The organism is Flavobacterium frigidum, assembly GCF_048286795.2.
The window spans coordinates 12,413-32,606 of sequence record NZ_JBLVPT020000024.1 but is presented as its reverse complement, the minus strand read 5'-3'; the positions used below and the strand labels follow the sequence as shown (position 1 = coordinate 32,606).

Below are 20,194 nucleotides of genomic sequence, written 5' to 3'. Positions count from 1 at the left end.
GATTTACGAACATAATAATCATTTCAAATCGTCACGCTCAAAAATGACTCTTAAAATACAGATTTACAATAATTTCAAAGAACTTGTTTTATTTTTTAGTGGACACTAGTGTACTGAACTATCTACTAATTCATTTAATTTTAAAATTGATCGTAAATTATTACAAATTGACGACTGTAGTAATAAAAATATTGAAATTAATATAATTCTATTAAAAATCTTATTTGATAATATTTTGACCAATGCGCATAAATATGGTTTTGATGCTATTGAAGAAACCAATACTGTAATGATAGAATTGGCTATAGTAGAGAATCAATTAGAAATAGCTATAAAAAATAATGGTAAACCATTTCCAAACAATTTCGATAAAGAAAAGTTTATTTCAAAATTCAGCTCCACTAATAATCAAAAAGGCACCGGTATTGGTGGCTATGATATCAATAGAATTGCGACTTATTTTGGAAATGACGATTGGGCATTAGAGTTGAATTCTAATCCTATATATCCTGTCATTTTTAAATTTTTATTCCCCATTAAAAACGCTATAAATGAGCAATAAAACATATAATATCCTTTGGATAGACGACAAACACGAAGAATTGCCAGCGTTGCATAGAACAGCCATAGACTATGGAATAAAACTATTTCCATACAAATCGATGAATGGTGGTTGTGAAGAATTAGAAAAAAACTATAACCTATATGATGCAATATTGCTTGACGCTAAATTCTTTGAAAACGAAGACGATGTCCCTGGTTCAGAGGATACAAAATGGGTACATCGAACCAAAGACAGAATACTACAATTAGACAAGAAATTTGCATACTTTGTTTTAACTGCTCAAGCAAAAGCCTATGCTTCTGAAGAATTCAATAATGCTTTTCAAAACGTTTATGAGAAAGGAATCAGTGATGCTGAAGATGAACTTTTTAGTAGATTGGTCCTAGCGGCAGAAAGTCAAGCTGATACTCAACTAAGACATAAATACCAAAGAGTTTTCAACGTTTGTACGGGGAAATATATAGGTGAATATGCTGCACAAGATTTGTTTTCAATATTCAAAGAAAATGATAATGCAGCTATTGATAAACATTTTACAAATATCCGTAAAATAGTAGAAGATGTATTTATCGCATTCAATAAGTTTCAACTTTTGCCAATCGAATTTGTATCTCCAACTGTATCTCTCAATCCAAGCAGCAAATTTTTATGTGGTCAAAGTCAACATGAAAACACAAAACCTATCCTAAAACAATTCATTCTCAACCAAGACAATTATTTACCAAAGGTAATAGGTGGATATTTAAAAAACATTTTGTCAATAACCCAACCTGGAGCGCATCGATCAGAAATAGATGCCTTCGTTAAAAATCTAAAAACTCCTTATTTGTTCCATAGTGTTTTATATCAATTACTAGATCTGCTTGTTTGGTTTAAGGAATACGTTGATAATCACCCTACCCCAGAAAATTGGAAAATTCTAGATGAGGTAGAAAGAACAAATGATCAAATCTGGAGTGTTGAAGGCATTATAATAAACTTCAATCCTGCAAAAGGTTTCGGCTTTTTAAAACCATTAGATGGTAGTCCAAATATATTTATCCAATCCAATCATATAGCCGATCACCACTTAACAGAAGGAATGACTATAATTGGCGAAGCTGAAGAATACATAGATAATAGAACGGGAGAAACAAGAAATAAAATAAAAAAAATCAACTCTATAACACCTAAGCACTCATAATGCACACACCCACTCTACATTTGCTGAGTAAACCAATAAAAAGTAAATCTTATGTCTGAGCAAACTTCTATCAAATGTCCTAATTGCGGTACTTCAATCGATGTGAATGATATTCTAAAACATCAATTAGAAGATAAAATTAGACACGAGTACCAACAAAAAGCAAACCAACAAGCTAAAGAATTGGCTGATAAAAACGAAGTGTTGGACAAAGCCAAAGCCGAATTTGAAGCCAAGAAGAAGCAGGAAAATGAACTGTTTGCCGAACGCTTAGAACAAGCCAAAAAAGTTTCTGAAAAAGAGATAACCGAAAAGTTAAAAAAGAAGCTAGAAGAAGAAAGTAAAGATCGCGTTGCTGAAATGGAAAAAGAACTTATCGCAAAATCAGATAAATTGCGTGAGTTGAGTAAAATGGAAGGAGAAGTGGCTAAACTACAACGGGAGAAACTCGAGCTGAAGGATACTATTGAAGCTGCCGCTCAAAAGCAGTTGAATGAGACCTTGACTCTAGAACGTGAAAAAATCCGCAAACAGGAAGAAGATAAAAACGAATTAAAGTTTAAGGAATATCAGAAACAATCGGATGACCAGAAGAAACTGATTGAAGAAATGAAACGCAAGCAAGAACAAGGTTCGATGCAATTGCAAGGCGAAGTAATGGAATTGGCTATTGAAGAATGGTTGGCTTCCAGCTTTCCATTAGATACAATCGATGAAATAAAAAAAGGGGCAAATGGAGCAGATTGCCTGCAGATTGTAAATACAAGAGAATTACAAAACTGTGGTACAATTTACTATGAAAGCAAACGTACTAAAGCTTTCCAACCCGCTTGGATAGAAAAATTCAAGAACGATATTCGTGCCAAAAAAGTAAACCTAGGAGTACTCGTCACTGAAGTGATGCCAAGCGGAATGGACAGAATGGGCTTCAAAGACGGCATTTGGATCTGTACATTTGAAGAGTTCAAAGGCTTAAGCGCAGTATTGCGTCAATCAGTAGTACAAGTTAGCCAGGCAGTTCAATCACAAGAAAACAAAGGCGATAAGATGGAAATGCTTTATGATTTCCTAACCTCTACTGAATTTAGGTTACAAATGGAAGGAATTACAGAAGGTTTTACACAAATGCAAACGGATCTCTCAAGCGAAAAAAGAGCTATGCAACGCATCTGGAGCCAGCGTGAGAAACAAATTGATAAGGTCATCAACAATACCGTTCACATGTATGGATCGATCAGAGGGATTGCTGGTAATGCGGTGCAAACGGTCAAAGCATTAGAACTAGGTTGTGAAATCGAACTATTAGATGAGTAATTTTAAATTTGGGCGAAATACCATAATCTATTAATAAATTCAGCCAAAATAGTAGCTAAACACCTTAATTACAAAGGGATAATAATATAATTCCATCCCTTTTACTTTTAAATAAAATTCATAAATATCACTAAAACTGGGCGTAGCAAATTCCTACAAAATAACGTTCCTTTACCCAAATACAGTCAAACCAAATCAAACGGTATGGAATTTAATTAAAACAGGTTATCACTTTACGGTTTTCCACATTCCTTACAAATAAAAAATCTATACTTTAGCTGAAATTCAAATTCAATACAATACAATGAACCAATCCGTACACAATAAATTAGTTTCCTTCATTTGGTCAATTGCAGACGATTGTTTGCGTGACGTTTACGTTCGTGGTAAGTACCGCGATGTAATACTTCCTATGGTGGTTTTACGTAGGCTAGATGCGTTGCTTGAACCAACGAAAGAGGCCGTAATGGAAGAACTGACTTTTCAACGCGATGAAGCAGGTTTCACGGAATGGGACGAAAACGGTTTACGAGCTGCTTCTACTTATGTTTTTTACAACACCAGCGATTGGACCTTACAACGTTTACACGATACGGCTACCAACAGCCAACAATTATTACAAGCCAATTTTGAAGATTACCTGAATGGTTTCAGTAGTAACGTGAAAGAGATCATTGAAAAATTCAAGCTTAAAAGTCAAATACGTCACATGGCAGCCAAAGATGTATTGCTTGATGTATTAGAAAAATTCACATCACCTGATATTAATTTAACTCCTTTTGAAAAGAATGATTCCAATGGCAGAAAACTTCCTGCCTTGTCTAATCTTGGAATGGGTTATGTGTTTGAAGAATTAATCCGAAAATTTAACGAAGATAATAACGAAGAAGCAGGAGAGCACTTTACACCGCGTGAAGTGATCGACTTGATGACACATATTATTTTTGATCCAATAAAAAACAATTTGCCTCCTGTAATGACCATTTACGACCCTGCTTGTGGTAGTGGTGGAATGTTGACCGAAGCGCAAAATTTCATCAAAGACGAAGATGGCGAAATACGTGCCGTGAATTCCGATGTGTATTTGTACGGAAAAGAAATCAATGACGAGACCTATGCTATTTGCAAAAGTGATATGATGATCAAAGGGAATAACCCTGAGAATATTCGTGTTGGGTCTACTTTATCAACAGATGAATTTGCAGGAACTTCTTTCGATTTTATGTTGTCCAATCCGCCTTATGGGAAATCTTGGGCAACGGAACAAAAATACATCAAGGACGGAAAAGACGTGATCGATTCTCGTTTCCAAATCCGATTAAAAAACTACTGGGGAATTGAAGAAGATGCTGATGCTATTCCGCGATCCTCTGATGGGCAGTTGTTGTTCTTGATGGAAATGGTCAGTAAAATGAAATCCCTTGAACAAAGTCCAACAGGTACGCGCATTGCCTCCGTTCATAACGGTAGTAGTTTGTTTACGGGTGATGCTGGCGGTGGCGAAAGCAACATTCGTCGTTATATTATCGAAAACGACTGGCTTGAAGCCATTGTACAATTACCCAACAACTTGTTTTACAATACAGGAATTACCACCTACATTTGGATCCTAAGCAACAACAAAACGGCCAACCGAAAAGGCAAAGTACAACTGATTGATGCTGGGCAATTGTACCGCAAACTACGTAAGAACTTAGGGAATAAAAACTGTGAGTTTTCTTCAGATCACATTACCGAAATTGTAAAAACCTATACCGATTTAGCAGCTATCGAAAGAACGGCTAACGAAGGCATTACTGCAAAAGTATTTGACAATAGTGATTTTGGTTACCATAAAGTAACTATTGAAAGACCCAAACGCCTTAAAGCACAGTTCACTGCTGAACGCATTGCCGAATTGCGTTATGACAAATCACTGAAAGAAGCCATGGTGTATGCGTATGAAACTTTTGGTGAGTCGATTTACACGAAAATAGACAATCATAAAAAAGAAATTCTCGACTGGTGTGAGAAAAACGAATTGAATTTAACGGCTGCCAACCAAAAGAAAGTAGTAGCCAAAACCACTTGGGACAAGCAAGCCTTTTTACTAGAGCAAGCTACTATTTTGTTGGAAAATATTGGAGACGAAGTCTTTAGTGACTTTAACCTTTTCAAGCAAAAAGTCGATGCGGTGATCAAAGACAAGAAACTAAAACTGGATGCGTCAGAAAAAAATGCCATTTTAAATGCCGTAAGTTGGTACGATGCCGAAGCTGAAAAAGTAATTAAAGGCACTGTAAAACTAACAGGCGATAAACTTTCAACGCTTTTAGATCATTTAGATTGTACCGAAAGTGAGTTAGCAGATTACGGTTATTATCCAACGGCTAAAAAAGGCGAATACCTGACGTATGAAACCGAAAGCGATTTACGTGATACAGAAAATGTACCTTTAAAAGAAGACATTCACACCTACTTCTTACGTGAAGTAAAACCGCATGTTGCCGAAGCTTGGATAAACCTAGATGCAACTAAAATTGGTTACGAAATTAGTTTTAACAAATACTTTTACCAACACAAGCCATTACGTGCCATTAATGAAGTTACTGCTGATATTATAGATTTAGAAAAATTGAGTGACGGACTGATTGCCGAAATTTTAAATTTAATTTAATGGAAGTAGTTCAAACATTACAAAGGTATTCTAAAACAAAGAATCAAGAGAATCTTGGTTAGGTGAGATTCCTGAACATTGGGAAGAAAAGAAATTCAAACATATTTTTTCAGAGAAAAAAAAGACTACCAATATTGAATTAAATTGTGGTTCAATTAGTTTTGGAAAAGTAGTGTATAAAGATGATGAGAAAGTACCAGAATCAACAAAAAAATCTTATCAAGTCTTATCCAAAGGTGATTTTTTAATAAACCCATTAAATTTAAACTATGACCTTATCAGTTTGCGAATAGCACTCTCTGATAAAGATGTTGTGGTAAGTTCTGGCTATATTATTTTAAATGAAAACCTTAAACTAAATAAAGAGTATTACAAATGGTTACTACATATTTTTGATGTAGTCTATATGAAAACTTTAGGGTCTGGCGTTAGACAAACATTGAGTTTTACCCATATTGCAAATTGTGAACTTGTTTTTCCTCCATTTGAAGAACAAACTGCAATGGCTCAATTTCTCGAAGACAAAACCGCCCTGATTGACCAAGCCATTGCCATAAAACAAAAACAAATAGAGCTGCTTAAAGAACGCAGACAAATATTCATTCACAAAGCCGTTACGCGAGGTTTAAACGATAACGTAAAACTCAAAGACAGCGGTGTTAAATGGATTGGAGAGATTCCGGAGCATTGGGAGGTGAAGAAAATCAAACATATAAGTTCTAAAATTGGAAGTGGAATTACACCTTCAGGTGGAGGAACAACATATTTAGATAGTGGAATTCCATTATTACGTAGCCAAAATGTTTTGTTTGGAAAAATCGAATTAGAAGGAGTTGCATATATTTCAGATAAAGTTCACGAATCAATGTCTAATAGTCAAGTACAAAAGGGGGATGTTTTACTAAATATAACTGGAGGCTCGATAGGAAGATGTCATTTTGTAGATTTTGATTCTGAATTAAACGTGAATCAACATGTATGTATTATTAGACCTAAAAGAGATATAACTACAATCTTTTTAAATAGTATTTTAAGTTCTGAAATCGGACAAGGACAAATTTGGTTTAACCAACAAGGTGGAGGTCGAGAAGGATTAAATTTTCAATCAATTAAAAACTTTTCATTACCATTACCTACGATTTCTGAACAAAAATCTATTTGTGATTTCATAGACGTTTCAACAAATAAATTTGCCAGAGCCATTTCCTTAAAAGAGCAAGAGATTGATAAGTTAAAGGAGTATAAAATGAGTTTGATCGATGGGGTGGTAACGGGTAAAGTGAAAGTTAATTAAATTATGAGAAAGATATTATTTGCAACTGATAGATGTAAGTTATTTAAAAACATTGCTACAGATGTTTGGAATAGAATACAATTAGCACATGATGTTAATGTTGATTTACCAGAAATCGGAATTACAGCTGATATACTAGTTGATATTTTACAATTCAGTAAATATCATATTTCTAACTTTGATGTTTATGCAGAAAAAGGATGGAAAGAAAATATTTACGGTAGTGATATTAATGTATTTGTTGAAACAAATATAGGACAGTATAGATGGTTCGCCTTGCAAGCTAAAATATTAAAGAAAAACAATAGATATGATACTCTAAGGGATTCCAGTGATCTCATTATGCAATGGGATAAATTAACTTTACTTGAAGGAGTTTCTGGATGCAAAGGTTATTATTTATTGTATAATGGTAAATATGATTTTTCATATTCTGGAGCGGATTTGTGTGAAAATATCTTTAATGAAGAGCAATTCGGATGTTCACTTGTTGAACCTAGTATAATTGAGGAATTGGCAGGTATTAAAGATTCTAATGGAAGATATATAAATCCAAAATTTGAAGATATTCACCCACATAGTGCTCAACCATGGAGAGTTTTAACATGTTGTTATCATGACACTAATAATTTCATATTATATTCCAAAAATGAAATTATAGCTTCTAATCCAAACTTAAAAAAAGTTGATTTTTATAAAAAAAATGAAGACAGTAATTTGGACTTGAATGAGAATGAAAAAACTAATGATAAGAGTTTTAAAATTGTTGAAGGCAACAAAATAAATATGGCTTGTAAAGAAGCAAATTGGAATCCATCCTTAAGTATTATAGTTAGTAGAACGGATGGTTTAATACAATCAAATTATGAGTAAAGACAATATTCAAGGTTTGAAATTTGGTGATATTATGTCCTATGATGATGTGGTTAACTCATTGAAACAAAAAAGAAGACAGAAACACTTTCTTATGGGAAATGGTTTTAGTATGTCTTATGATTCAAAAATATTTTCTTATAACGCATTGTATAAATTCATCGAAGAATTAGATGATGATATGTTATCTAAATTATTTAAAGTTATCAATACCAAAAACTTTGAATTGGTAATGCAACAGTTGGACAACTTTATTGAAATTGCCAATGCTTTTGACGTTGATAAAAAGTTTACGGATAAACTTAAACAAGCTAATGAAAGCTTAAAAAACGGCTTAATTGATGCTATAAGTTCATTACATCCTGAACATGTTTTTCAGGTTCCAGAAGAAAAAAGTAAAAGCTGTGCTAGTTTTTTAGCAGAGTATCTTGACAATGATGGATTGGTTTTTACAACCAATTATGATTTATTAATGTATTGGGTGCTTCTTAGAAATAACCTCAAAAACGCAAATGATGGATTTGGAAGAGAGTTATTAAATCCAGATGAAGTTATAAAAGGAGGAGATAAAGAATTATCAGAATTACATTGGGGTATCAATAGAAAAGGACAAAAAGTTTTTTATCTACACGGTACACTTTCCATATTTGATACTGGAATAGAAATTGAAAAAGAAATTTATACTTCAAATAATTATCTTTTAGAAAACATTAAACATCGTTTGGATAATCGAGATTATCCAATTTTCGTAACTGCTGGCAATGGGCGAGAAAAACTGGAACATATTATGCATAATAGATATTTAATAAACTGCTATGAGCAGTTATCAAATATTGAAGGTTCTCTAGTAACCTTTGGTTTTAATTTCGGTGAATATGATGAGCATATTATTGATGCAGTAAACAAAGCTTCAAATTTAGGCTTTAAATCAGGCACTAAGTTGTATAGTGTCTACATCGGCGTTTACTCTGATAGTGATTTAAAACACATTCAATCTATTGAGAAAAAGTTTATGTGTAAAGTGAATGTATATAATGCACAAACAGCAAATATTTGGAGTAATTAATAAATGCTGTCCTAGCTGCGGAAATTAGGTATTGTTAAAATAATAAATAATGTATGGAAGATAGATTTACTGTTTTTATCTCGTATTCGTGGGATAGTCAGGAGCACAAAGAATGGGTTGTAAAGCTTGCTAATTATTTAATTGAAAAAGCAGGATGTAATGTTTTACTTGATCAATTTGATTTAGCGGCTGGTAAAGAGCTAACACATTTTATGGAAAATGGTTTAGAGAAAGCAGATAAAGTAATTATAGTACTTACAGAAGGTTACAAAAAAAAGGCTGATTCTAGAACTGGAGGCACAGGTTTTGAATATTCCTTAATTTCTCAAGGCCTGTATGATTTACAAGCTAATAATGACAAGTTTATTCCTATTCTAAGACAAGGAACAAAAGCTACGAGTGCTCCAGTTTATATTCGCACTAAGGTTTATCATCCGATGCAAGAAAATTCTAAATTTGAGAATGACGCATTTAATTTAAGTAGAATAATCTATAACAAACCCGAAGTAGTTAGACCAGAAACTGGAACAATTCCTGATTTTAATAATCCTGATTATGACCCAATAATAGCAGTGGCTAATGAATTGAGTAATAAGGAAAAGTTAAACAATGAAATAAATAGTATTCTTGAATCAACTAAAGGCGTTGAACTTGCAAAAAAAGAAGTTGAATTGCTTTTTGATAAAATAGAAGAAAAAGCTCGTAAATATTCGGAGCAAACTGATTTTACATTTAACACAGAAAGAGAAAGATTGGGACGATCATTTTTAGTTACCTCTCAAGGTTACACAGTTACATTAAGTTACGAAAATAGAGTTGTCAATTGGGTTAGAGATACCGAATTAACAATTAAAATGTGGAATGGATATCTGTCCATTGAAACAAGAATGACCTATTTTCCAGGAGAAGAACCGAAATTAGTTAAAACTATAAAACCTAAAGTTGATTTAGATGATTCAAAATAAATTATTTGGAGAATTGATAAAACTACTACTTTTAAAACTGATGAAATAGTAAGTCAAATTTTTGTTTTTATTATGGATTCGATTCAAAAAGAAAAAGAGAAAAAATTTCGTAAAGGATAAATTTAAAAGCTAATTTGTTAAGATTAATATGTTAAAGAAATAAAAAAATTATGAGCCAACTATTATATGCTATTGAAGATCTTTTTTCTAACGAAAGTTATTTGAAAGAACAAGACAAAAAATTCTTTAACATACCACACTACCAGCGTGGTTACAAATGGGAACCTAAAAATGCCATAAAACTGCTGGAAGATATAGATAATTTTGAGGTTGCAAACAATAAATTTTATTGTCTGCAAAATATCACTATAGTGGCTAAAGACGACTATTTTAATGTTATTGATGGCCAGCAACGCCTAACTACACTTACAATTTTACTGGCTATTTTAGACAACAAAGAATTAGTTTTTAACAAAGTACGTTTTCCGGAAAATTCGATTCGCAAGCAAACAAATAAATTCCTAAACGATATTATTACAAATAGTAGCGCTGCTTTTCCTCAAAATAGCTGGGAAGCTTTCAGCGAAAAAAATCCAAACTATGACCACCAAGACATCTATCACATATACAAGGTTTACGAAGCTATTTTAATTTGGTTTGATGAAAAAAAACTTCTCCAACCACTTTTTGATCGTGATGCTTTTATTAAAAAATTATTAAAATCGGTTAAAGTAATTGTAAACAAAATTAATGGTGCAATTAGTGAAGAAAAAGTATTTGGAAATCTAAATTCAAAAAGAGTTCCTCTAGATGGCGCAGACTTAGTTAGAGCAATATTGATTACACGTGTTGCATATGAGGAAGGAAAAAGAGAAGGCGACATAAAAAACATTGTTCGGGTAAACGAGCGTAGAGTCAAAATTGGTTGGGAGTTAGACCAAATCAACAATTGGTGGAGCCGTGAAGATGTGAAAAAATATTTTTCAAAACTGGTTACAATTAAGTCAGAAGAAGCTAGTGTGGGTAACAAGCTCTTCAATGAAGAAAAATATCCCATAAATCATTTGTACTTATTGTTTGCAGAAAAAAAATCTGAGAAAAAATTAACTTTGGAGTTAATCGAAAAACACAATAACGATGCTTTAGGATTGTACAAAGAGTTAATCAAATTACACAATACACTACAAGATTGGTATCAAGATAGAGAAATATATCATTTCCTAGCTTTTCTGTTCAATCACAAACCCAAAAAGGATTTCAAATTTGCAACAATTTGGGAATTATGGGAAAAATGCAAAAGCCGTATAGAGTTTATAAAAGAACTAAAAGACTTAATGCTACTAGTACTTTCAGACGAAGGAGAATTAATAGCGTTTGATGACAATGCCATTGATTGGTATAAGGAAAAACCAGAAAAATTAGTTCAGGCATTAATACTAATGGATATTATTTATTCTACAAAAAATAATCAAAACTTTTTACCACATTTTGCTTTTACAAAATTAAGTAACGATATAGAGCATATATTTCCTCAAAACCCCAAAGAAGTTGAAAAACAAAAGGAATATATTGATTTTCTAAACAAAACAGTTGTAACGGAAGAAAAAAGATTTGACTTATCAAATTTTGATAAAAATAAGGATGATGAAAAATACCTTGAAACTGTCAAAAGTTTTATAAACCAGCAAACTAGTGCATTCAAAATTAACTCAATTGGAAATCTAGTTTTGCTATATTTTAGATTAAACAGAAGTATTAGCAATTCTAAATACGCCGATAAAAGAGCTCGTATAATTGCACATTTCAACGAAGGGAATTTTATTCAACCACATACTTTTAGTGTTTTTGTTCGCAATTTCAATAATATAGATAACGAAAATAAAGACTATGAACATTGGACAAATAATGACATTCAAGCCAATGCAACCTTTATATCTAGCCAAATAAAAACTTTTTTTAATATCAAGAATTAATGAGTACACAAAAATCAATGTTAGAAGTTTCTGTAAAAGAGCTAATTAATAATTATAACTTAATTGTACCTGAAATTCAGCGAGAATACGTTTGGGGGTTTAATGGTTACGGTATTTTAGATACATTTCTTTCAGATATAAACGAAGGATTTAAAAACAGTAAAAAAGACGATAATAAACCAAATATTGAAATTGATACTATAAAGGGCTTATTAGCAAATGCGACAGATGCAACAACTATAAAAAGTTTGAACACCATATTAGAAGGATTAACAACAAAACCAACTCCGCTAAATATTGGTTTTTTATATTCCTATCGTCCAGATTATTATGTTTTTAACGATCGAAATGAAGATCTATATTTAATAGATGGACAACAACGATTTACTACATTATTCTTAATTCTATATTATTTATCGATTAAAGAAAATAAACAAGAAGATTTTATTGAATTATTCCGCTTTGATGAGAAAATAGAACATATTGCTTTTGATTACAGGGTAAGAACACTAACGCACAATTTTTTTATTGATTTAATTAGTAACTCAAAATCTATAGATGACCTCTTAAATATTAGAAGTAAGAACTGGTTTTTATCTAATTATAACAATGATGTAACAGTACAATCTATCGTTGGTAAGGAATCAATTGAAAACTCTGGAGTTTTTCAAAAATTAAATCACTATTTCAAAAATGAACATGACCTTTATTATGATTTTGTCAAAACACAGATAAAATTTTGGCATTTCAAAACTGAAGAAACATCACAAGGTGAAGAGCTGTATATCACGATGAACTCTCGTGGGCAACAATTAGCAGACAATGAGACTGTAAGAGCAAGATTGTTTGATACTGAAGCAGTTAAGTCAAATCCTTTAGAATGGAGTGAAAAATGGGAAATCTGGCAAGATTTCTTTTGGAAAAACAGAGACAAAAGCAATATCGAGATAAGTGCTGATGAAGGATTTAATGAGTTTCTAAGATGGGTGCAAATTATAAAAATGACAGAACTTCAGGAAATAAATGTTGAAGATGAAAACGAAGAAGCACTTGACAAAAAGGATATTATAAGTGTAATAAAATGGGGAAAAGGAAATAAACTAAATGTTGATTACCTAAATCTTACAGAAATTGAAAGCTTTTTCAAGGCATTAAAATATTTGTACGAAACATTTCCGAAAGAACTTGAAAATATTAAATCAAATTATTTAAGCTATCAAAATTTTAATTTATTAGAAAAAAAATGGTTGTGCCCTGCAGATAATAACAACAGTATTCTACAAATAGATAGTTTCAGTTTTCTTCCAATATTATATTATTGTAAAGAAAGAATTGAAAAAGAGGGAACAATTGACCCCCTTAAATTATTCCGATTAATACGGTTTTTTCATAATTTAAGAAAAGACCCTAATGTTTTCAAATCAGCTAGTATTCAAACCATTAATGCGTTGAAATTGATAAAAAAATTGAATGCAGATAATGATATTACAGATGTTTTAGATTTTAAAGGAATTTCTTCTACTATTTTAAATAATGAAGAAAGAAAAAAACTTCAACTAATAAAAGTTTCTAATAATCGCTTCAGATTAGAAGACCTTTTTTGGAGAGCTGAAGATATTAAACAAAATAATGGAGAAATACTTCAGCTTATTGAATTAAATAATGTGAATTCAAACGATCAAACATTATTTAATATTGATATTTTTGAAAAACAACTAATTGTATTTGAGGAATTCATAGAAAAAGAACACTTCATATGGGGTAATTTAATTAATACTGACGTATACAACGAAACTTGGGATAGAATAACCTATGATAAACAATGGCATAAAAGTGAAGGTTTTCTACAACTAGTTTTAACAAAACAAATGATTGATAACATAGGTTTAAAAGATTTTTTAATTATAATGCAAAAATCTTTTATTAAAAACTATGATGTAATAGAAGATATAGAAAATGAAAAATCATTCAAGAAACAAATCTATATTTATTATATTTTGCAATTTAATTCTTTGATGAAAAATGCTTCAAAATGGGAATGGCATAATGGATGGAATTTTGGTACATTTCAAAATTATCCTAATCATAAATCATTATTCAAGGATAGTTTTATATATCAATTATTTGATGTCCAATTTAGAGAAAACGAATCAAAAATATTATGGGGTCATAAAAACATTTCAAATAAGAAAGTCTTACTTGAAAATTTATTAAAATGGTCAAAAGAATAAAACTATGCCAAGCCAAACCAACGAACAAGCATTAGAAGCCTCCATAGAAAAAAAACTAACAGGCAGCTGCCTGGAAGAGCTACAAAATGAAGGTAATCTACAAGAACGAAAGGAATTATACCGTGGGGGCAATGGCTATTACATAGGCTATGCTTCTGATTTCAATCCTAAATATGCTATTGATGAGGTTCGCCTTTGGCATTTCCTGGAAGAAACACAACCGGAAGAATTAGCTAAATTGCAAAAGCAAAATGACTGGAAATTAAAAATTCTAGAACGTTTAGATCGCTTGATCAAAAAATATGGCATCTTGCGTTTGCTTCGTAAAGGTTTGGAAGTAGATGACGCACATTTTACATTGTTGTACGTATTACCTTTAGCCAGCAGCAGTGCAGCGGCAAAAGCCAATTTTGAACGTAATGAGTTTAGTGTTTCGCGCCAGCTAAGATATTCTTTGACTAATGCAGTAGAAGAAATTGATATGGTGGTTTTTATAAACGGGTTGCCTATCGCTACTATGGAACTCAAAAACCATTGGACCGGTCAAAACGCCAAAGTACACGGACAAAATCAATACAAACACAAAAGAGACATAACACAATCCTTATTAAACTTTGGTCGATGTGTGGTGCATTTTGCCGTTGATACAGATGAAGTCTATATGACTACCAAATTAGACGGAGCCAATACTTTTTTCTTACCCTTTAATTTAGGTCACAATTACGGAAAGGGCAATCCTCCCAATCCTTTTGGACATAAAACCGCTTATTTATGGGATGAGGTGTTGACACGTGAAAGTGTGGCAAACATCATCCAACATTTTGTGCGTTTTGACGGCAAAGAGAAAGATCCATTGAGTAAAAAAACGTTGTTTTTTCCGCGATACCATCAAATGAATGTGGTTCGTAAATTAATAGATCACGCCAGTAAAAACGGCGTGGGCCAAACCTACTTAATTCAACATTCAGCGGGTTCAGGAAAATCAAACTCTATCACTTGGGCAGCGTACCAATTGATTGAAACCTATCCCGAAAGCGAAACCACTCCTGGAAGCAGAGGGATTACCAATCCGCTTTTTGATTCCGTTATTGTAGTTACAGACAGACGATTGTTAGACAAACAACTACGCGAAAACATCAAAGAATTCTCGGAAGTAAAAAACATAGTAGCACCAGCTTATTCCTCAAAAGAATTGAAAGAAAGTCTGGAGAGTGGTAAGCGAATTATCATTACCACCATTCAAAAATTCCCATTCATTGTGGACGGAATAGCTGATTTAAGCGACAAACGTTTTGCGGTAATCATAGATGAGGCGCACAGTAGTCAAAGCGGTTCAGCAGCTGATAATATGAACCGTGCGATGGGAACCAACAACAATGAAGAAGAGGACGAAGATCCTCAGGATAAAATTATTGAAATCATGCGCTCGCGCAAGATGAGCAAAAACGCTTCCTATTTGGCATTTACAGCTACGCCAAAATCAAATACACTAGAAAAATTTGGAGTACAGCAGGAAGATGGAACCTTCAAACCATTCCATCTATACTCTATGAAACAAGCCATTGAAGAAGGGTTTATTCTCGATGTATTGGCTAATTATACAACTTATAAAAGTTACTACGAGATTGAAAAATCTATTGAAGACAATCCGTTATTTGACACCAACAAAGCACAAAAAAAGCTTAGAGCTTTTGTAGAACAAGACAAACAAACCATCGCGATTAAAGCAGATATAGTTCTTGATCATTTCATCACTAAATTAGTAAATACCAAAAAGCTAAAGGGTAAAGCTAAAGCAATGGTAGCGACGCAAAGCATCGAATCAGCAATAAAATATTTCTTTGCCATTCAAAAAATCTTAAAAGAAAAGGGAGAACCTTTTAAAGCTATTATTGCCTTCTCCGGCAAGAAAAAAGTAGATGGAATAGAATATTCTGAAGATAGTATTAATGGATTTGCTGAAAAAGAAACCCGCGATAAATTTGATAGTGATGACTATAAAATTTTGGTGGTAGCCAACAAATACTTGACTGGTTTTGACCAGCCAAAACTTACAGCTATGTATGTCGATAAAAAACTACAAGGCGTTTTAGCTGTGCAAGCATTATCACGATTAAATAGAGCTGCCGACAAATTAGGCAGGAAAACAGAAGATTTATTCGTGCTTGATTTCTTCAACTCGACGGAAGATATGAAAGATTCCTTTGATCCGTTTTATACTGCAACATCATTAAACAAAGCCACAGATGTAAATGTGTTACACGAAATTAAAGCGATTTTAGATGATGTAGGCGTTTACGAATGGTCAGAAGTAGAGGATTTTGTCGATAAATATTTTAAGAAAGTAGATGCGCAATTGCTGAGTCCAATAATTGATACCGCGGCAGACCGTTTCAACTTTCAGTTAGAACTGGAAGACAGCGACAAAGCCGATTTCAAAATAAAAGCCAAGCAGTTTGTAAAAATTTACGGTCAGATGGCATCTATATTGCCGTACGAAGTACTGAATTGGGAAAAGCTATTTTGGTTTTTGAAGTTCTTGATACCAAAATTAATTATTATTGACCCAAGTCAAGATGCAATAGACGAACTTTTGAATTCTGTTGATTTGTTGACTTACGGACTAGAAAGAGTAAAACTTAACACCAGTATTGTTTTAGACGATTCAGAAACCGAATTAGACCCACAAAACCCAAATCCAAGAGGTGCTCACGGTCCTGATAAAGAGGAAGATCCTTTGGATTTAATTATCAACAGTTTCAATGAAAGATGGTTCCAAGGTTGGGATGCAACACCAGAAGAACAAAGAGTGAAGTTTGTAAGTCTCGCTAAAAGCATACAAGCCCATCCGGATTACTTAGAAAAATATTCAGCTAATTCAGATGCTCAAAACAGAGAAATTGCCTTCAAGAAAATATTTGATGATGTGATGGCACAACAACGTAAAATGGAACTCGATTTATACAAAAAAGTAACTCAAGATGATTCCTTCAGAATTGCCATGCAAGATACTTTGAAAAGGATATTGAGTGTTTAATAAAAAAATAGAGAAATGACCGCATCAGTATCTATAGAACAAAACGAATACGCCAAAAACCGCAAAGAAGATGTAGTTTATATTCTTGATGCCGAAAGTGGCCGTAAAGGATATTGGTGTTTAAGTTGTGATAAGGAAATGCAGGCCGTTCATTTTAAAAATGAATTCTTTAAGTCCTATTTTCGTCATGATGCAAAGGATGTGAAAATTGAACGAAAATGCACTTTCAGGAATGAGGAATACCGCCATAAGCTAGCAATAACAATTCTTCAAGAATATAAAGAAGTCAAAATCCCACCAGTCTATAAATTTTCTCCTGATGGTAAAAAAGCCATTTTATTAGAAACTGCGAAAAACATTCTGGCAAGTTCCGTAAAAGCCGAGCTTACATTTTATGAAGATGAAGAAGGCAATGTAAAATGGGGTAAAAATCCTGAAATAGAAGAAAAACATTTATTATTTCGACCGGACATCACTTTTTTTAATGCCAAGGAAGAACCTATAATGTTAATTGAGATTGTGGTTACTCATAAACTAACCGATGAGAAAAAAGTAAAAATAAAAAGACTGGGTATCAATACAATTCAAATAAAAATTCCCAAAGATTCTCCTGAAAATATTGCCAAAAGTTTAAAAACTGCTACTTATACAAAATGGATATATAATGATCTCGAAGAACGCACTGACTATATACAAGTTTCCAAAGGAAATAGAGAGGAAATATCATCAATTGATGAACTCCAAAGACAGTTTTTTGAAGAATCTATTGCCTGTCGAAAATCGCAAATTGGCAATCTTATACGGTCAATTAGCAGATGTTTGGAAGGGCAACAATACCGAAACCTTATTTTCCAACTTGAACAGGAACTATCAAGAGTTAAGACAAATACAGAGCGAAATCGAGAACGATTGGAACAATTACGAAGCGAGTATAGAGAACGAGTTTCAGAAAGATTTAGAAATTCGTTTGAACAGATTGAAAATGAAGAAAGAGAACTTGCCGAACACATTGAAAGAGAGCGAGAAAAATTGGCAGGGGAATATAGAGCAAAAGTGGAAGTTATTGAACAAGAATACGGGAAACTGGAAGCAAGATATATTAAAAGAAGAGGAGAACTTCAAAATCTGCAAAGAGAAACTAACCAACAGCACAGAGAAACTGAAGCTAGTATCAATGAGTGTGGAGGAGTTGGTGAAAAGGCAATTAGAATACAAGAATCTTCAAGAGGGATACAGCGAGAAATTGAAGCTGAGTCAGCAAGAGCAGGAAGAATTAGACAATCAACAGAAGATATACGAAGACGAGTCCAACTACTTCCAATTGAATTTGAACACCGTGAAAGAGAGTTTAGAGACGAGTTTGACAGAGAAGAAAATAAACTTGAAGGTATCCCTGGAAGAGTCCGAAACAGCATTATTCAAACAATTAATGGAACAACACCTTACAGAGTTGAATTGCCCGAACGAATTAAGAAATTACTTGAAGCAAGAGGAATTCTCAACGATTACGAAAATAAACAACTCGATCTTGAACGATACAAAACAATGCTTGAATGCGTTAGAAAGGGAGATTACAAGAAATGGGATTGACAAAGATTGGTTTATGAGTAATTTCATTTCTCAATCTAATAAATCATATTAATCTAAAGACAAATATGCTAACAGCAACAGATATACAATCAATCGTAAGCTCAGGAGAAGGATATAATGCAGAATTCAAAGTAAGTCTCCCAAGCAAGGTAAAAGATATTACAGAAGAGGTATGTGCTTTTGCAAATGCCTCTGGCGGAGTGGTACTTATTGGTGTAGATGATAATAATGTAATACAAGGGGTAACTATTGACAACGCAAAACGTTCTGCAATTCAAAACTCAATAAACGAAATATCCCCATCGCTACAATGTGAAACCTATAACATTGAAATAGAAGGTAAAGAAATTACGGTCATTGAAGTACCATCTGGGCAAAACAAACCTTATGTTTTGTCGGGTGCAATTTATGTACGACAAGGTCCCAATTCACAAAAGCTAACTACTGTTGAAGAAATGAGAGACTTTTTCCAACAAGCGGACAGAATTTATTTTGACGAAGCGCCATGCAAAGAAGCAAACATAGTCACTGACCTTGACAAAGACAGTATTGCTGTCTTTAAAACGGAGGCTGGATTAAACAATACTATTTCTGATGATCAAATATTCCAAAATTTGAGATTGACTACAAAAGAAGGGTATTTAAAAAATGGTGGGGTATTATTCTTTGCCAAAGAACCGGAACACTTTTTTGAAAAAGCAGTTATACGTTGTATCGCTTTTGATGGAACAAACAAAAGGTACATTATTGATGATAAAATAATGACCGGTGCACTATATCAACAATTTCTAAAAAGCATGTATTGGCTGCACTCAAAACTTGATATCCGTTATGAAATTGAGGGAGAAGGTTCCAAACCAAGAAAAGAGTTATGGGAAATTCCGGAAACTGTTTTCAAGGAAGCAATCATAAACTCATTAGCACATCGAGATTACTATGATAAAGGCGGAAGAATTACAATAGAATTGTTTGATGATCGCGCAGAAATTAGTAATCCTGGCGGATTAGTTAGTGCTATTCCTCGAAATGAATTTGGTAAAAGAAGTTTAAGCCGGAATCCTCTAATTTTTGGATTATTCGAAAGAATGCGAATGGTAGAACAAATAGGTTCTGGCATTAGCAGAATGAGAGACTTGATGAAAGAAGAAGGATTGACACCACCGGAATTTAGTATCGATGGAATGTTTACAGTAACCTTCCGAAGACCATTTGATTTCGATAAGTGGGTAGATAAGTGGGTGGAAAAACTATCCGAAAACAGAATAGAAATATTAAAGGCTATTCATTATAACAGTAAAATTTCAAAGAAGGAACTTGAATCAAATATCGGCTTAAGTGCTACTGCTATTGACAACAACATAGAAGCGCTAAAAGAATTAGGGTTATTGGAAAGAGAAGGTGGTGCAAAAGGTGGTGAATGGATCATCAAGTTCAAACTACCGTAGGT

Annotated in this window: 13 protein-coding genes; all 13 read left to right on the top strand. The window is 33.0% G+C overall.

Features of this window, described 5'->3' with window-relative positions:
* The first annotated feature begins 145 nt into the window (after positions 1-145).
* Positions 146-562: an ATP-binding protein gene (locus ACNQGB_RS15520; RefSeq protein WP_417946022.1), complete on the top strand. Its 417-nt coding sequence runs from the start codon at positions 146-148 to the stop codon at positions 560-562.
* Complete coding sequence (locus ACNQGB_RS15515; RefSeq protein WP_417946018.1) at positions 552-1,748, top strand: cold-shock protein; 1,197 nt, start codon at positions 552-554, stop codon at positions 1,746-1,748. The genes ACNQGB_RS15520 and ACNQGB_RS15515 overlap by 11 nt, the downstream gene beginning before the upstream one ends.
* A gap of 51 nt (positions 1,749-1,799) precedes the next feature.
* Positions 1,800-3,062: a DUF2130 domain-containing protein gene (locus ACNQGB_RS15510; protein WP_417946016.1), complete on the top strand. Its 1,263-nt coding sequence runs from the start codon at positions 1,800-1,802 to the stop codon at positions 3,060-3,062.
* A 304-nt stretch (positions 3,063-3,366) separates the two neighbouring features.
* Positions 3,367-5,718, top strand: coding sequence for a type I restriction-modification system subunit M (locus ACNQGB_RS15505; protein WP_417946014.1), 2,352 nt, complete (start codon positions 3,367-3,369; stop codon positions 5,716-5,718).
* A gap of 67 nt (positions 5,719-5,785) precedes the next feature.
* Positions 5,786-7,012, top strand: coding sequence for a restriction endonuclease subunit S (locus ACNQGB_RS15500; protein ID WP_417946020.1), 1,227 nt, complete (start codon positions 5,786-5,788; stop codon positions 7,010-7,012).
* 3 nt (positions 7,013-7,015) lie between these two features.
* Entirely contained in the window at positions 7,016-7,885 is an 870-nt protein-coding gene (locus ACNQGB_RS15495) for a hypothetical protein (protein WP_417946012.1), read from the top strand.
* Complete coding sequence (locus ACNQGB_RS15490; protein WP_417946011.1) at positions 7,878-8,951, top strand: DUF4917 family protein; 1,074 nt, start codon at positions 7,878-7,880, stop codon at positions 8,949-8,951. Before ACNQGB_RS15495 ends, ACNQGB_RS15490 begins: the two co-directional genes overlap by 8 nt.
* A gap of 53 nt (positions 8,952-9,004) precedes the next feature.
* Positions 9,005-9,916: a toll/interleukin-1 receptor domain-containing protein gene (locus ACNQGB_RS15485; protein WP_417946009.1), complete on the top strand. Its 912-nt coding sequence runs from the start codon at positions 9,005-9,007 to the stop codon at positions 9,914-9,916.
* 170 nt (positions 9,917-10,086) lie between these two features.
* Positions 10,087-11,889, top strand: coding sequence for a DUF262 domain-containing protein (locus ACNQGB_RS15480; protein ID WP_417946007.1), 1,803 nt, complete (start codon positions 10,087-10,089; stop codon positions 11,887-11,889).
* The gene (locus ACNQGB_RS15475; protein WP_417946005.1) at positions 11,889-14,120 is read left to right on the top strand and encodes a GmrSD restriction endonuclease domain-containing protein; all 2,232 of its coding nucleotides are present in this window, start codon (positions 11,889-11,891) and stop codon (positions 14,118-14,120) included. The genes ACNQGB_RS15480 and ACNQGB_RS15475 overlap by 1 nt, the downstream gene beginning before the upstream one ends.
* A gap of 4 nt (positions 14,121-14,124) precedes the next feature.
* Complete coding sequence (locus ACNQGB_RS15470; RefSeq protein WP_417946003.1) at positions 14,125-17,157, top strand: type I restriction endonuclease subunit R; 3,033 nt, start codon at positions 14,125-14,127, stop codon at positions 17,155-17,157.
* Positions 17,158-17,172: 15 nt separating this feature from the next.
* On the top strand, positions 17,173-18,747 hold the full coding sequence (locus tag ACNQGB_RS15465) for a hypothetical protein (protein WP_417946001.1): 1,575 nt from the start codon (positions 17,173-17,175) through the stop codon (positions 18,745-18,747).
* A gap of 65 nt (positions 18,748-18,812) precedes the next feature.
* Complete coding sequence (locus ACNQGB_RS15460) at positions 18,813-20,192, top strand: RNA-binding domain-containing protein (RefSeq protein WP_417945999.1); 1,380 nt, start codon at positions 18,813-18,815, stop codon at positions 20,190-20,192.
* The last annotated feature ends 2 nt before the right edge of the window (positions 20,193-20,194 follow it).

What these genes read in the sequence shown, in the direction of transcription:
- ACNQGB_RS15515 (WP_417946018.1), top strand. Translation starts at nt 552, where the DNA reads ATGAGCAATAAAACATATAATATCCTTTGGATAGACGACAAACACGAA.
- ACNQGB_RS15510 (WP_417946016.1), top strand. Translation starts at nt 1,800, where the DNA reads ATGTCTGAGCAAACTTCTATCAAATGTCCTAATTGCGGTACTTCAATC.
- ACNQGB_RS15505 (WP_417946014.1), top strand. Translation starts at nt 3,367, where the DNA reads ATGAACCAATCCGTACACAATAAATTAGTTTCCTTCATTTGGTCAATT.
- ACNQGB_RS15495 (WP_417946012.1), top strand. Translation starts at nt 7,016, where the DNA reads ATGAGAAAGATATTATTTGCAACTGATAGATGTAAGTTATTTAAAAAC.
- ACNQGB_RS15490 (WP_417946011.1), top strand. Translation starts at nt 7,878, where the DNA reads ATGAGTAAAGACAATATTCAAGGTTTGAAATTTGGTGATATTATGTCC.
- ACNQGB_RS15485 (WP_417946009.1), top strand. Translation starts at nt 9,005, where the DNA reads ATGGAAGATAGATTTACTGTTTTTATCTCGTATTCGTGGGATAGTCAG.
- ACNQGB_RS15480 (WP_417946007.1), top strand. Translation starts at nt 10,087, where the DNA reads ATGAGCCAACTATTATATGCTATTGAAGATCTTTTTTCTAACGAAAGT.
- ACNQGB_RS15475 (WP_417946005.1), top strand. Translation starts at nt 11,889, where the DNA reads ATGAGTACACAAAAATCAATGTTAGAAGTTTCTGTAAAAGAGCTAATT.
- ACNQGB_RS15470 (WP_417946003.1), top strand. Translation starts at nt 14,125, where the DNA reads ATGCCAAGCCAAACCAACGAACAAGCATTAGAAGCCTCCATAGAAAAA.
- ACNQGB_RS15465 (WP_417946001.1), top strand. Translation starts at nt 17,173, where the DNA reads ATGACCGCATCAGTATCTATAGAACAAAACGAATACGCCAAAAACCGC.
- ACNQGB_RS15460 (WP_417945999.1), top strand. Translation starts at nt 18,813, where the DNA reads ATGCTAACAGCAACAGATATACAATCAATCGTAAGCTCAGGAGAAGGA.